Raw genomic sequence first — 13,338 nt, 5'->3', positions numbered from 1 at the left:
GATCACCAGCGGTCGACGTGCAGCACCTCGTCCAGCGGCTGCCGGGTCGCCGGCCGGAAGCTCTCGCCGGCGTACCAGGCGGTCGGGATCAGCGCCGCCTGGCGTACCTCCTCCGGGAGGCCGAGCAGCTCGGCCACCTCCGCCTCGTAGACCAGGTGCAGGGTGGTCCAGGCGGTGCCGAGGCCACGCGCCCGCGCGGCGAGCATGTAGCTCCACACCGCGGGCAGCAGCGACCCCCAGAGCCCGGCCTGGTTGCCCGCGGCGAGTTCGCCACCGCCGGGCAACCGCAGGCACGGCAGGAGCAGCACCGGCACCTGGCCCATCCGGTCACCGAGCCACGCCACGCTCTCGGCCACCCGGCGCTGCGCCGCCGACCGGGCCGGGTCGTCGGCGAAGAGGCGACCCGCCGAGGACTCCGAGTCGAGGTACGCCCGCACCGCCCGCTGGTAGAGCAGCCCGATCTCGGCCCGCAGCATCGGATCGGTGACCAGCACGAAGTGCCATCCCTGCCGGTTGGAGCCGCTGGGTGCCTGGAGCGCGATCTCCAGGCACTCCCGGACCAGTTCCATCGGCACCGGCCGGGTCAGGTCCAACCGGCGGCGGACCGTACGGGTGGTGGTGAGCAGCTCGTCGGGGCTCAGCGGAGGCATCGGCACGAATTGCATCGTGTCACGCCGTAAACCGCGTGGTCCGGCCGTTGGGGGCTGCCTACGATCGCAGGATGACTGATACGGCGAGGACGGCCCGTGCCGGCGTCCCCGAACGTCCGACCCTGGACGGCATCGAGGAGACGTGGGCACGCCGCTGGCAGGAGGAGGGCACGTACGCGTTCGACCGGAGAAGGACCGTTCCGGTAGGCGGCACGGCGTCGGATACGCCGAGCCGCACCGGTCGCCGGGAGGACGTGTACTCCATCGACACCCCGCCGCCCACCGTATCGGGCGAGCTGCACATGGGACACGTCTTCTCGTACACGCACACCGACACGGTCGCCCGCTTCCAGCGGATGCGGGGCAAGTCCGTGTTCTACCCGATGGGCTGGGACGACAACGGCCTGCCCACCGAGCGCCGGGTGCAGAACGTCTACGGCGTGCGCTGCGACCCCGAGCTGCCGTACGACCCGGCCTGGCGGCCGCCCGCCACCCCGATCAGCGACGAGGCCCGGAAGAACCCGACCCCGATCTCCCGGCGCAGCTTCATCGAACTCTGCGAACGACTCACCGTCGCCGACGAGCAGGTCTTCGAGGCGCTCTGGCGGCGGCTCGGGCTCTCGGTGGACTGGTCGTTGACGTACACCACCATCGGTCGGGTGGCGCGGGCCACCAGCCAGCGGGCGTTCCTGCGCAACCTGGCCCGGGGCGAGGCGTACCAGGCGGAGGCGCCGACGCTCTGGGACGTCGGTTTCGCCACCGCGGTCGCCCAGGCGGAGCTGGAGGACCGGGAGCGCCCCGGGGCGTACCACCGGCTGCGGTTCACCGGTCCGGGCGGGCGCGAGGTGCTGATCGACACGACCCGGCCGGAGCTCCTGCCGGCCTGTGTGGCGCTGGTCTGCCATCCGGACGACGAGCGGTACGCCGACCTGGTGGGCGCCACCGCGCGGAGCCCGCTCTTCGGGGTCGAGGTGCCGGTGCACGCCCACTCGCTCGCCGACCCGGCCAAGGGCACCGGCATGGTGATGGTCTGCACGTTCGGTGACCTCACCGACGTGACCTGGTGGCGCGACCTGCAACTCGACACCCGGGTGGTGATCGGGCGCGACGGCCGGTTGCTGCCGGAGCCGCCGGCCGGCGTGCCGGCGCAGCCGTACGCGGCGCTGGCCGGGCAGACCGTCAACGGCGCCCGCCGCGAGATCGTCGGGATGCTCGCCGACGCGGGTGACCTGATCGGCGAGCCACGCGACATCACCCACCCGGTGAAGTTCTACGAGCGCGGCGACCGGCCGCTGGAGATCGTCTCCACCCGACAGTGGTACCTGCGCAACGGCGGACGCGATCCGCAGCTACGCGAGGAGCTGCTCGCCCGGGGCCGGGAGCTGCACTGGGTGCCGGAGCACATGCGGCACCGCTACGACCACTGGGTGGGTGGGCTGACCGGCGACTGGCTGGTCAGCCGGCAGCGCTTCTTCGGGGTGCCGGTGCCGGTGTGGTACCGGCTCGACGACGCTGGCGAGCCGGACTGGTCCCAGCCTCTCACGCCGGAGGAGTCCGCGCTGCCGGTCGACCCGTCCACCGACACCCCGGCCGGGTACGACGAGTCCCAGCGCGGCCGGCCGGGCGGATTCACCGGCGACCCCGACGTCCTCGACACCTGGGCCACCTCGTCGCTCAGCCCGCAGATCGTCGGCGGCTGGGAGATTGATCCCGACCTGTTCGCCCAGGTCTTCCCGATGGACCTGCGCCCGCAGGGGCACGACATCATCCGTACCTGGCTCTTCTCCACCATCGTCCGCTCGCATCTGGAGCACGGCGTGCTCCCCTGGCGGGACGCGGAGCTCTCCGGCTGGATCCTCGACCCGGACCGGAAGAAGATGTCCAAGTCCAAGGGGAACGTGGTGACCCCGATGGCGCTGCTGGAGCAGAACGGCTCGGACGCGGTGCGGTACTGGGCGGCCAACGGCAAGCCCGGCATGGACCTGGCGTACGACGCGGCCCAGATCAAGATCGGCCGCCGGTTGGCGACCAAGGTGCTCAACGCGTCGAAGTTCGCCCTCGGGCTGGGCGCCGCCGACGCGCTGCGCGCCGCCGCCACCGAGCCGCTGGACCGGGCCATGCTCGCCGAGCTCACCGACGTGGTCACCGCCGCGACGACCGCCTTCGAGTCGTACGACCACACTGCCGCCCTGCTGGCCGTGGAGTCGTTCTTCTGGCGCTTCTGCGACGACTACATCGAACTGGTCAAGGAGCGCGCCTACGGCACCGGGTCGGCCTCCGACTCGGCCCGGGCGGCGCTGGCCACCGCCCTCTCCGTGCAGTTGCGGCTCTTCGCCCCGGTGCTGCCCTTCGTCACCGAGGAGGTGTGGTCCTGGTGGCGGTACGGCTCGGTGCACCGGGCGCCGTGGCCGACGACGTACGAGGTGGGCCGGGCGATCGAGGGCGAGGGCGATCCGGAGCTGCTCCGGCTCGCCGGAGAGGCGCTCAGTCAGGTGCGGCGGGCCAAGTCGGAGCGGAAACTCTCGATGAAGGCGGAGGTGCCGCTCGCCGAGGCGCTCGGTCCGGCCGCGCTGCTGGAGAAGCTCACCCTGGTCTCCGACGACCTACGGTCGGCCGGCCGGATCGGCAAGCTGGACCTCCTCCCCGACCGGACGACGGAGCTGGTGATCGCCTCCGCCTTCTGACCCGTCCCCGCCTTCTGACCCGTCCCCGCACTTTCACGGAAAGAGTGGCCATTCGCGCGCGGAAGGCCACTCTTTCCGTGAACGAGTTCCCGACCGGCGACGGGTGGTGGGCGGGGCCGGGGGGGGTTACCAGCCGCGGAGGAAGCGGAGGCCGAGCAGGAAGGCGACTACGGCCGGGCCGACCAGCAGGGTGATCGCCTGGAGCCGGTACGGCATCCGGTGCCGGGTCAGCTCGACCGCATTGCCGAGCACGATCACGCCGGCCAGCATCAGGTACGCGCCCCACCAGTCGGTGTCGCCGAAGTCCACGACGCCGGCGCGGATCAGCTGGAAGGTCGCACCGAGCAGCGCCCCGGTCAGCGCGAGCAGCGCCACGGCCCGGTGCAGTCCCCGGGCCAGCGGATGCGCCGGGCGCCACAGGTAGGTGCCGGCGACCGCCAGACACGGCACCATGATCATGACGGGCCAGCCACGTCCCATGACGCCGAACATGAGCAGCGCGCCGGTGGCGAAGACCAGCGCGCCGGCGCAGGCCACCACGTACCCGGCGAAGGCCCGGCCGCCGCCCCGCGCCAGCAGCGGGCCGCCACAGGCCGCGATCAGCGCGCCCGGGATCAGCACGAACCCCGCCCACCAGTTGAAGTGCCCGCTGCTGCGGGCGATCGTGGTGATCACCGCCGCGGCCAACCCGGCCACCGCGAGACTCACCAGCCAGTGCCGCCCCGCACTCGCACCGGGTCGCCCCACCATGACCTGTCCCACTTCTGCGCTCACAGGTCAAGCCTCGCCGACCGGGCAGGCCCGGTCCATCCGGCCAGCCCTACCTTGAGCTGACCGGTTAGCCGGGGCCCCTGCCGCGCGTACCGCGTCGACAGGGGCCCACCCACGAACAGGCGACGCTCAGCTCGTCTCGCCCGCCACGCTGAACGAGCGCAGCCGGTCGATCGCCAGGACGGTGAAGCCGACGCTGAACAGGGCCGTCATCACCGCCGCCACCGGCACCGAGACGGTGGTCTCCAGCAGCCCGGTCGGGGCCAGCCGGTCGGCGAGGGCGATCACGTACTGCTGGATCGACAGGACCTTGGTGCCGCTCACGAAGTTGCCGAGCAGCCCCTCCCAGATCAGCACGTAGACCAGGCCGAGCAGCACCGGCCGCCGGGTGACCAGGCTGAGCGCCAGGAAGAGCGCCGAGTACGCCAGCGCGCCGAGGCACGCGGCGACGACGAGCGCCAGGCCGAGGCGTACCGAGTGGGCGAGCACGCCCGCGACGTAGATCGGCACGGCGACGGTGACCGCGGTGACCCCGGTCGCCACCGCGAGCTTCGGCAGCACGATCTGCCAGCGCGGAAGCGGCTTCGTGAGGATGTGCACCACGGTGCCGTCGTCGATCTCCGCGCCGAGCACGCCGGTGCCGACGATCAGCGCGACCACCGGCAGCACCACGGCCAACCCGAGGCCGACCAGCACCGGCGGCCCCCACTCGCCCGGATCCACCCCGAGCGAACGGGAGAGCACGGCGAGCAGCACCAGCACCACCGGGAGCGGGAAGAGCATCAGGAACCGGCGGCGGCCGAAGAGGCCCCGGGCGGTGATCCAGGAAACGGTCGACATCTCAGGCCTCCACCAGGTAGGAGAAGACGCTCTCCAGGGACTCGTCCTCGGGCACCAGCTGCTGGACCCGGATGCCCTTCGCCAGGGCGATCCGGGGCAGCGCCCGGGTGAAGGCGCCGTAGTCACCGGCCCGCACGGTCAGGCCGGTCCGGCCCAGCTCGACCCCGGTGACCGACGGCTCGGCCATCAGCGCCACGGCGAGCGCCCGGTCGTCGGCGGAGCGCACCGCGAAGACGTGCGGCCGGTTGGTCATCAGCCGGCGGATCGTACGGAAGTCGCCGGAGGCGGCGAGCCGGCCGGCGACCATCACCTGGACGGTGCCGGAGACCTGCTCGACCTCCTCCAGGATGTGCGAGCTGAACAGGATGGTCCGGCCGGCGCCGCCGAGGCGGTGCAGCAGCTCCATCATGTGCAGCCGCTGACGCGGGTCCATTCCGTTGAACGGCTCGTCGAGCAGCAGCACCTGCGGGTCGTGCACCAGCGCCGCGGCCACCCGGGTCCGCTGCCGCATGCCCTTCGAGTAGGTGCCGATCCGCCGGTTCTGCGCGTCCTCCATCTCGACCAGCGCGATCGCCCGGCGGGCCGCCCCCTTCGGATCGGGCAGCCGGTGCAGCTTCGCGCTGGCCAGCACGAACTCGTACGCGGTGAGGAAGCTGTGCACCGCCTCCCGCTCGCTCACCAGGCCGAGCCGGCGGTAGACCTCGGGATTGCGCCAGGTCGGCGCGCCGTCGAGGGCGACCGTGCCGCGCGACGGGGCCAGGAAGCCGGCCATCATGTGCAGCAGGGTGGTCTTGCCCGCGCCGTTCGGCCCGAGCAGCCCGGTGACGCCCGGGCCGAGTCGCATGGAGACGTCGTTGACGGCGACCACGTTGCCGTACCAGCGGGAGACCCCGGCGAGGTCCAGCGTGCTGGCGGCGACGGTCGGGGCTCCGGCCACGGTGGCGGGGCTCGTCGTGGTCATCGGGTGGCCACCTTCCGGTAGCGGGCGAGCAACAGGGTGACGCAGCCGGCGATGAGCAGCACGGCGGCGACCGCGTACACCGGGCCGAAGTCGCCGATCAGCGAGTGAGTCGCCTCGGCCGCGTCGCCGGTGATCAGCAGGTCGCCGAGCGACCACGCACCGACCCCCTGCACCAGCGTGGACGGGGAGGCGAGACCGGCCAGCTCGTTCAGCGTCTGGGAGGGCATGATCGACAGGGTGCCGACGATCGGCGTGGTCATCAGGAAGACGGCTACGACCCCACCGGCGGCGAACGCCCGCTTGCCGGTGAGCGAGGCGACCAGCAGCCCGATCGAGGCGAAGACGGCCGCCCAGAGCCCGGCGTAGAGCAGGCCCGGCAGCAGGTCGAGCAGCTCCTTCCAGACCCCGTTCATACCGTCGCCGGTGGTGAACGCGGCACCGAGGAACATCACCAGCTGCGGCGCGCCGAGCAGCAGCCAGAGCGCGGTGATCATCGCCAGCAGCTTGGCCATTGGGTAGTCCGACCGGGGCATCGGCCGGGAGAAGTACAGCGGCAGCACCCCGCTGCGCAGATCCCGGGAGACCAGCTCCGGGGCGACCACCGCGGCGAAGAAGATGACCAGCCAGCTCATGTTGTCGGCGAACTGGGCGTACGTCATGACGACCTCGCCGATCTGGCTGCGCACCGCGGTGACGCCGGCGGCCACCACCGTGACGATGGCGACCACCAGCCACGGGAAGATCTTGGCCTTCGCGCTCCGGCCCAGCCCGAACGCCGTACGCAGCCCGTGCAGGTAGAGCGCGCCGAAGACCTGCCGGCGGCCCAGCCGCGGACCAGTGTAGCGCTGGTAGCCGATGTCGTGGATGACGCCGGTCGGCTCAGACATGGCTGGGCTCCCTCGTGGCGAAGAGTTCGGCCACCCGGTGCCGGCGCTGGTCGAGCCGGTGCAACGGCAGGTCCAGCTCGGCGACCGCGCCGAGGATCAGATCGTAGGTGGCGTCGTCGGCGAGCGGTACGAGCAGCAGCCGCCCGTCCCGGGTCACCGGCAGCTGCAGCGCGGAGAGCCGCGCGGCGAGATCGTCGGTGCCCTCGCTGACCTCCACGGCGAGAACGTCGGTGCTCGTCGTCATGGCCGAGATGTGGTCGGCCCGCAGCAGCCGTCCGCCGTCGATGGCGATCAGCGTGTCGCAGATCCGTTCCACCTCGCCGAGCAGGTGGGAGCAGACCAGCACGGAGATGCCGAACTCGGTGCCGATCCGGTGCACCAGGGCGAGCATGGCGTCCCGGCCGGCCGGGTCGAGGCCGTTGGTCGGCTCGTCGAGCAGCAGCAGGTCGGGGTCGTGCACCAGCGCCTGGGCGAGCTTCACCCGCTGCTTCATGCCGGTGGAGTAGCCGCCGACCGGGCGGTAGCGCTCCTCGTAGAGCCCGACGTGCCGCAGCGCCTCGGAGGCCCGTTCCCGGGCGACCGTACGCGGCAGGCCGCTGATCCGCCCGAGGTGGGTGACCAGTTCGGCGGCGGTGAGGTCCGGCGGGAGCGCCTCGTGTTCCGGCATGTAGCCGACCCGGGCGCGGACGGCCGCGGAGTCGGTGGTCGGGTCCAGGCCCAGCACCTGCACCCGGCCGCTGGTCGGCGTGAGCAGGCCCAGCAGGATCTTGATCAGGGTCGACTTGCCGGCGCCGTTCGCGCCGACCAACCCGATGATCCCCGGCTCGACCGCCACGGTGAGGTCGGCCAACGCCGTGACCACACCCCCGTACGTCTTGGTCAGCGACTCGGTCGCGATCAGTGTCACGCAGCCCAGCGTAGGCAGGAGCGGCGCGTCGTGGGGCCCGCCGCGCCCCCGGTCCACCCCTGATCCTCCCCCCGCCCGCCCCCTAAGGAGACCGGACATGAGGGAACCTTGGAAGGAGCGAGGGAGTCCCATGCACGGTGGTATCGATTCCGGTCGGACCGGTCACCGATCCGGCACGCAGAGGCAGCTGGGAGAAAGATGATCGACGGCACGAGCGAGTCCCCGAAGGTGAGCGTCGTGGTGCCCGCCTACAACAGCGGCCCGCACATCGAGAAGCTCGTCGACTCGCTGCTGCGGCAGTCGATGCCGGCGTCGCGGTTCGAGGCCGTCTTCGTCGATGACGGGTCGACCGACGGGACACCGGCTCGGCTGGACGCGCTGGCGGCCGCCCACCCGCACCTGCGGGTCGTGCACATCGAGAACTCGGGATGGCCGTCACGGCCCCGCAACATCGGGGTCGCCCACGCCCGGGGCGAGTACGTGATGTTCGTCGACGACGACGACTGGCTCGGCGACGAGGCCCTCGAGCGGATGTACGGCTACGGCGCCACGCACGGCGCCGACGTGGTGATCGGCCGGATGGCGGGCCACGGGGGCCGAGGGGTGCCGCGCGAGCTGTTCCGGCGCAACCGGGCCGACGCGACCCTGGCGAACTCGCCGCTGATCGACAGCCTGACCTGCCACAAGATGTTCCGCCGAGGGTTCCTCGACGAGCACGAGCTGCGTTTCCCCGAAGGGTGGCCACGGCGCCTGGAGGACCACCGCATGGTGGTGCGGGCGTACCTGTTGTCGAAGCGGACGTGCGTGCTCTCCGACTACACCTGCTACCACCACAACCGCCGCGACGACAGCGGGAACGTGACCGCCGGCCGGCTGGACCCCCAGGAGTACTTCACCGCGCTGCGGGAGACCCTGGACGTCGTCGACGCGCACGTGGAGCCCGGCCCGCTGCGTGACCGGCTGCACCGACGCTGGTTGCGGCACCAGATGCTCGACCGGCTGCGCGGACGGCGGCTGCTGGAGGCGCCGGCGGAGTGGGCGGAACAGGTGGCCGCGCAGGTCCGGGACATCATCCGGGAGCGGTTCGCCGCGGGAGTGGCCGCCGGGCTGCCACCGATGTACCGCATCCTGGCCCACCTCGCCGAGCGGGACCGGTTGGCGGATCTGCGCCGGCTCGCCGAGTGGGAGAGGACACTGCGCGCGGCGGCCCGGATCGAAGGCCACGCCCTCGCCGGTTCGACCCTGACCCTCACCGTCGCGGCCTGGCTGGAGTCCGGCGACGGGCCCGTCGCCGTCGGCCGCGACGGCGACCGGGACCTGCTCGTGCTGCCGGTGGCGGACGTCCCCGCGGAGCTGCGCGACGTGACGACGGCCCTCGGCGCGGGCCGGGTGGACGTCGTGGCCCGTCACCAGGAGGGCGGCGACGAGGTCTTCCTGCCGGTGACCTCGACGGTCGAGCGGGTGGTAGGGCCGGACGGGACCGCACACGCCGTCCACCGCGGGACGGTCACCGTGGACTACCGGACGGTCAACGCCGGCCGCACGGCCGGCACCTGGCGACTCAAGGCGCGGGTGACGAGCCTGGCCCGGACGCAGGACGTCCGCCTGCCGCTGTTGGTCCGGTGCGCCGCCGACGGGGCGACGCCGCGGGTCGTGGACGAGACCGCGTTCCTCTTCCGACTGCGCCAGGTGGTCCGCCGCCGCGTACCGGCCGGCCTGCTCGTCCGGCCCTCGCCCCGGGGCCGACGCGGCTGACCGGCGCTCGCCGGCGCGGCGGCCGGGTGCCCGCTCAGGCTCCCTCGTGGAGTGGCACCCTCGACCGATCGCCGCTCTGCTGCGAAACTGTGTGCCGATCAGCGAGTGGGGGTGTGATGAGCAACGGGTGGGTGCTGCCCGACGAGGTGCTCCGCGACGCGCCGGCGTACACGCCGCGCCCGGCGGAGCTGGCCGACCTTGAGCTGCTCTTGACCGGGGCGTACGCCCCGCTCACCGGCTTCATGACGCGCGCCGACCTGGTCTCCGTCAGTCGCCGGGCCCGGCTCGCCGACGGCACCCCGTGGCAGGTCGCGGTGACCCTCCAGGTGCCGACGGCGCTCGCCCAGGGGCTCGATCCACGGGACCCGGCCCGGCGGGCGCTGGTGCTCACCGACGGCGAGGGCGCTCCGGTGGCCGCACTGGAGGTGGCCGACGCGTGGCCGGTCCGCGACGGAGTCGCCGGGGTCGGGGGCACCCTGCGCCGGCTGGGCGACGGCGGCCACGGGCCGTTCCAGCGGCTGCGCCGCACCCCGGAGGAGGTGCGGGCGCTGCTGCCCCCCGGCCGGGTGCTCGGGGTGATCGCCGATCGTCCACTGCACCGGCCGCAGCTCGCCCAGATCGCGCACGCCACCCGCACCCTCGGCGCACATCTGCTCGTGCTGATACCCGTCGGCGAGGACGGGACCGGCGGGCTGCCGCCCGAGTCGCTGGTACGCGCCGTCTTCGCCGCCCGGGACCGGATGCCACCGGCCACTCTGGTCACCGTGCCGCTCTCCCGACGCCGCGACGAGATCAGCGACGCCCTGCTGCGGGCCCGGGTCTCCGCCGCGTACGGCGTGACCCACCTGCTCTCCACCGGCGAGATGCTCTCCGGGGCCGGGCTGCGGGTGCTGGTGCCGCGCGAGCTGGCCTACGACAGTCGGGACGGGCAGTGGCGCTGGCGGGAGGACATCCCCCCGCGCAACCGGCGGCTGGCGCTGACCCAGGCGGAGATCGACGATCTGCTGGACCGGGGCTTCCCGCTGCCCGAGTGGCACACCCCGCCCGCGGTCGCCAGGGAGCTGGCCCGGGCCCGCCCGCCGCGCCGCCACCGTGGGCTCGTGGTCTTCCTGACCGGGCTCTCCGGCTCGGGCAAGTCGACCATCGCCCGGGGGCTCTCGGACGCCCTGCGCGAGGGTGGTGAGCGTACGGTCACCCTGCTCGACGGTGACGTGGCCCGCCGGGAGCTCTCGGCGGGGCTCGGGTTCAGCAAGGCCGACCGGGATTCGAACGTACGCCGGATCGGCTGGGTCGCCTCCGAGATCGCCCGGCATCGGGGGGTCGCCATCTGCTGCCCGATCGCCCCGTACGCGGCGGCCCGGGCAACCGCCCGGGAGATGGCGCTCGCGGCCGGGGCGGGGTTCGTACTGGTGCACGTCGCCACCCCGCTGGAGATCTGCGAACGGCGGGACCGCAAGGGCCTGTACGCCCGGGCGCGCGCCGGCCTGCTCACCGGGATGACCGGCGTCGACGACCCGTACGAGGAGCCGACCGACGCCGACCTGGTGCTGGACACGAGCGATCTCGCCGTGGACGAGGCGGTCCAGGCGGTGCTGCACCACCTCACCGAGACCGGCTGGGTCGAACCGAAGCTGCCACCGCTCTGAGCCCGCGTCCCGGCTGGGCGCGGTGCGGCTCGGTGCGCCGCGGCTCGGGGCGTTTCCGTGCGGCGCGGCTCGGTGCGGCGCGGTGCGCCCGGCGGGCGGCTGACCCGCTCGGTGCGTCCGACCGGCGGGCCCGGTTCGACCGGCGGGCCTGATCACGCAGGTGCCGACGGTGGCGGGCCGCCGTCCGGCCGCTGGACCCACCCCGCTTCCACCGGTTCCGGCCACGCGCTAATGTTCATTCTTGTTGAAACTCGTTTGACCACGTGAGAGTGCCGGAAATGGCCGGGAGGTGCGGCGGATGCTGGCGCAGCAACGGCAGGCGACCATCCTGGAGCGGGTCCGCGCGGCGGGCGGCGTACGCGTCAGCGAACTGGCCACCGAGTTCGGTGTCTCGGACATGACCATCCGGCGTGACCTGGAGTCGCTGCACGAGCGCGGCCTGCTGGCAAAGGTGCACGGCGGCGCGACGGTGGCCGGGCCGGGCTCGACCGACGAACCGGGCTTCCGGGCGAAGTCGGTCCGACAGCCGGCCGAGAAGGCGGCCATCGCCGACCGGGCGGCCCAGCTGGTCCGCCCGGGTGCGGCGATCGCGCTCTCCGCCGGCACCACCACCGCCGAGCTCGCCCGCCGGCTGCTGGACGTGCCCGGGCTGACCGTGGTGACCAACTCGCTCCCGGTGGCCGAGATCATGCACGCCGGCGGACGCCCGGACCAGACGGTGGTGCTCACCGGCGGGGTGCGTACCCCGTCCGACGCGCTGGTCGGGCCGCTGGCCGTGCAGGCGGTCCGATCGCTGCACCTGGACCTGCTCTTCCTCGGTGTGCACGGGATCAGCGAGCGGGCCGGATTCACCACGCCCAACCTCATGGAGGCGGACACCGACCGCGCCCTGGTCGCGTCCGCCGACCGGCTGGTGGTGCTCGCCGACCACTCGAAGTGGGGGACGGTCGGCATCTCCTCGATCGTCGAACTGTCGGCCGCGCACGCGCTGGTCAGCGACGAGGGATTGTCGTCCGAGGCGCGGCGGGTGCTCGGCGAACGCGTGGGCGAACTGGTGATGGTGACGGCGACGGGCACGCCGACGAACAGAGGGGCGGCGGAGTGAAGCGCACCGAGATGCGGCTGGCCGACGGCCGGGAACTGATCTACTTCGACGAGCGGGACGACGCCGTCCGCGACCAGCCGGACCGGCGGGAGCTGCCACCTCCGCCGCCCGCGTCCCAACTGCGTTACGACCCACTGACCGACGAGTGGGTGGCGGTCGCCGTGCACCGGCAGACCCGCACCTTCCTGCCGCCGGCGAACGAGTGCCCGCTCGACCCGTCGGTGGGTGACCGGCTCACCGAGATCCCGGCGCCCGACTACGACGTGGTGGTCTTCGAGAACCGGTTTCCGTCCCTGAGCGGCCGGGCCGCCGACACGCCCGGAGAGATCACGCCGTTCACGCCGGTCCGGCCGGGGCTCGGCCGCTGCGAGGTGGTCTGCTACACCTCTGACCACGACGCCTCGTTCGCGAGCCTCTCCCCCACCCGGGTCCGTACGGTGCTCGAGGCGCTCGCCGACCGGACCGTGGCCCTCGGCGAGCTGCCCGGTGTGGAGCAGGTGTTCTGCTTCGAGAACCGGGGGGTGGAGATCGGCGTGACCCTGCATCACCCGCACGGTCAGATCTACGCGTACCCGTTCGTCACGCCGCGGACCCGGACGATGCTCGCCGCCGCGCGCCGGCACACCGAGCGCACCGGCGGCGGCAACCTCTACGCCGACCTGCTCGCCGCCGAGCGGGCCGCCGGCGAGCGGGTGGTCCTGGCCAACGAGCACTGGACGGCGTACGTCCCGGCGGCCGCCCGCTGGCCGTTCGAGGTGCACGTGGCCCCGAACCGGCCGGTGCCGGACATCCCCGCGCTCGACGACGCCGAGCGGGACGCCTTCGGGCCGCTCTACCTGGACCTGCTGCGCCGCTTCGACGGGCTCTTCGACATGCCCATGCCCTACATCGCGGCCTGGCACCAGGCGCCGGTGCGGATCGACCGTGAACTCGGCCACCTGCACCTGCAGCTGTTCAGCATCCGCCGGGCGAAGGACAAGCTGAAGTATCTGGCCGGTGCGGAATCCGGCATGGGCACCTTCATCAACGACGTCGCACCGGAGCGCGCCGCCGAACTCCTCCGCGCCGCCTGAACACCGCCGCCGCGGCGGGTGCGCGCCAGTGAAGCTCCCCGAACAGGGCGCGGGGGGCC

The 13,338-nt window shown here is 73.0% G+C and carries 11 protein-coding genes; 5 read left to right on the top strand and 6 right to left on the bottom strand.

Going from position 1 to position 13,338, the window contains the following annotated elements; all coding sequences use genetic code 11:
- Positions 1-2 precede the first annotated feature (2 nt).
- Positions 3-650, bottom strand: a complete 648-nt coding sequence (locus tag D7147_RS17895; protein WP_120679119.1) for a nitroreductase family protein — start codon at positions 648-650, stop codon at positions 3-5.
- A 71-nt stretch (positions 651-721) separates the two neighbouring features.
- On the opposite strand from D7147_RS17895, the gene valS reads away from it, so the two are divergent.
- Complete coding sequence (gene valS, locus D7147_RS17890) at positions 722-3,334, top strand: valine--tRNA ligase (protein ID WP_120679117.1); 2,613 nt, start codon at positions 722-724, stop codon at positions 3,332-3,334.
- Positions 3,335-3,460: 126 nt separating this feature from the next.
- Here valS and D7147_RS17885 read toward each other — a convergent pair whose 3' ends face one another.
- The 5 genes from D7147_RS17885 to D7147_RS17865 all read right to left on the bottom strand — a co-directional run bounded on the left by D7147_RS17885 (position 3,461) and on the right by D7147_RS17865 (position 7,700).
- Positions 3,461-4,108 carry a hypothetical protein gene (locus D7147_RS17885; protein ID WP_233563197.1) on the bottom strand — a complete coding sequence of 216 codons (648 nt, stop codon included), beginning with the start codon at positions 4,106-4,108 and terminating at the stop codon, positions 3,461-3,463.
- A 126-nt stretch (positions 4,109-4,234) separates the two neighbouring features.
- Positions 4,235-4,945 (bottom strand): ABC transporter permease, encoded by a 711-nt coding sequence (locus D7147_RS17880; protein WP_120679113.1) that lies wholly within the window; start codon positions 4,943-4,945, stop codon positions 4,235-4,237.
- A 1-nt stretch (position 4,946) separates the two neighbouring features.
- Positions 4,947-5,906, bottom strand: a complete 960-nt coding sequence (locus tag D7147_RS17875) for an ABC transporter ATP-binding protein (RefSeq protein WP_120679111.1) — start codon at positions 5,904-5,906, stop codon at positions 4,947-4,949.
- Positions 5,903-6,793 carry an ABC transporter permease gene (locus tag D7147_RS17870; RefSeq protein ID WP_120679109.1) on the bottom strand — a complete coding sequence of 297 codons (891 nt, stop codon included), beginning with the start codon at positions 6,791-6,793 and terminating at the stop codon, positions 5,903-5,905. The genes D7147_RS17875 and D7147_RS17870 overlap by 4 nt, the downstream gene beginning before the upstream one ends.
- Entirely contained in the window at positions 6,786-7,700 is a 915-nt protein-coding gene (locus tag D7147_RS17865; protein WP_120679826.1) for an ABC transporter ATP-binding protein, read from the bottom strand. Before D7147_RS17865 ends, D7147_RS17870 begins: the two co-directional genes overlap by 8 nt.
- A gap of 198 nt (positions 7,701-7,898) precedes the next feature.
- On the opposite strand from D7147_RS17865, the gene D7147_RS17860 reads away from it, so the two are divergent.
- The 4 genes from D7147_RS17860 (at position 7,899) to galT (ending at position 13,279) form a co-directional block, all read left to right on the top strand.
- Positions 7,899-9,455 (top strand): glycosyltransferase family 2 protein, encoded by a 1,557-nt coding sequence (locus D7147_RS17860; protein ID WP_120679107.1) that lies wholly within the window; start codon positions 7,899-7,901, stop codon positions 9,453-9,455.
- A gap of 116 nt (positions 9,456-9,571) precedes the next feature.
- Positions 9,572-11,101 carry an adenylyl-sulfate kinase gene (gene cysC / locus D7147_RS17855; RefSeq protein WP_120679105.1) on the top strand — a complete coding sequence of 510 codons (1,530 nt, stop codon included), beginning with the start codon at positions 9,572-9,574 and terminating at the stop codon, positions 11,099-11,101.
- 298 nt (positions 11,102-11,399) lie between these two features.
- Complete coding sequence (locus D7147_RS17850) at positions 11,400-12,206, top strand: DeoR/GlpR family DNA-binding transcription regulator (protein WP_120679103.1); 807 nt, start codon at positions 11,400-11,402, stop codon at positions 12,204-12,206.
- A complete protein-coding gene (gene galT, locus D7147_RS17845) occupies positions 12,203-13,279 on the top strand; it encodes a galactose-1-phosphate uridylyltransferase (protein WP_120679101.1) in 1,077 nt (358 codons plus the stop codon). Before D7147_RS17850 ends, galT begins: the two co-directional genes overlap by 4 nt.
- Positions 13,280-13,338: the final 59 nt, after the last annotated feature.

Source organism: Micromonospora musae, from assembly GCF_003626545.1.
Taxonomy (GTDB): Bacteria; Actinomycetota; Actinomycetes; order Mycobacteriales; family Micromonosporaceae; genus Micromonospora; species Micromonospora musae.
This window is presented reverse-complemented; position numbering and strand designations above follow the sequence as displayed.

Excerpts from the sequence above, each read along its gene's own strand:
- D7147_RS17895 (WP_120679119.1), bottom strand. The coding sequence starts at position 650 with ATGCCTCCGCTGAGCCCCGACGAGCTGCTCACCACCACCCGTACGGTC.
- D7147_RS17870 (WP_120679109.1), bottom strand. The coding sequence starts at position 6,793 with ATGTCTGAGCCGACCGGCGTCATCCACGACATCGGCTACCAGCGCTAC.
- D7147_RS17875 (WP_120679111.1), bottom strand. The coding sequence starts at position 5,906 with ATGACCACGACGAGCCCCGCCACCGTGGCCGGAGCCCCGACCGTCGCC.
- valS (WP_120679117.1), top strand. The coding sequence starts at position 722 with ATGACTGATACGGCGAGGACGGCCCGTGCCGGCGTCCCCGAACGTCCG.
- D7147_RS17860 (WP_120679107.1), top strand. The coding sequence starts at position 7,899 with ATGATCGACGGCACGAGCGAGTCCCCGAAGGTGAGCGTCGTGGTGCCC.
- D7147_RS17850 (WP_120679103.1), top strand. The coding sequence starts at position 11,400 with ATGCTGGCGCAGCAACGGCAGGCGACCATCCTGGAGCGGGTCCGCGCG.
- cysC (WP_120679105.1), top strand. The coding sequence starts at position 9,572 with ATGAGCAACGGGTGGGTGCTGCCCGACGAGGTGCTCCGCGACGCGCCG.
- D7147_RS17880 (WP_120679113.1), bottom strand. The coding sequence starts at position 4,945 with ATGTCGACCGTTTCCTGGATCACCGCCCGGGGCCTCTTCGGCCGCCGC.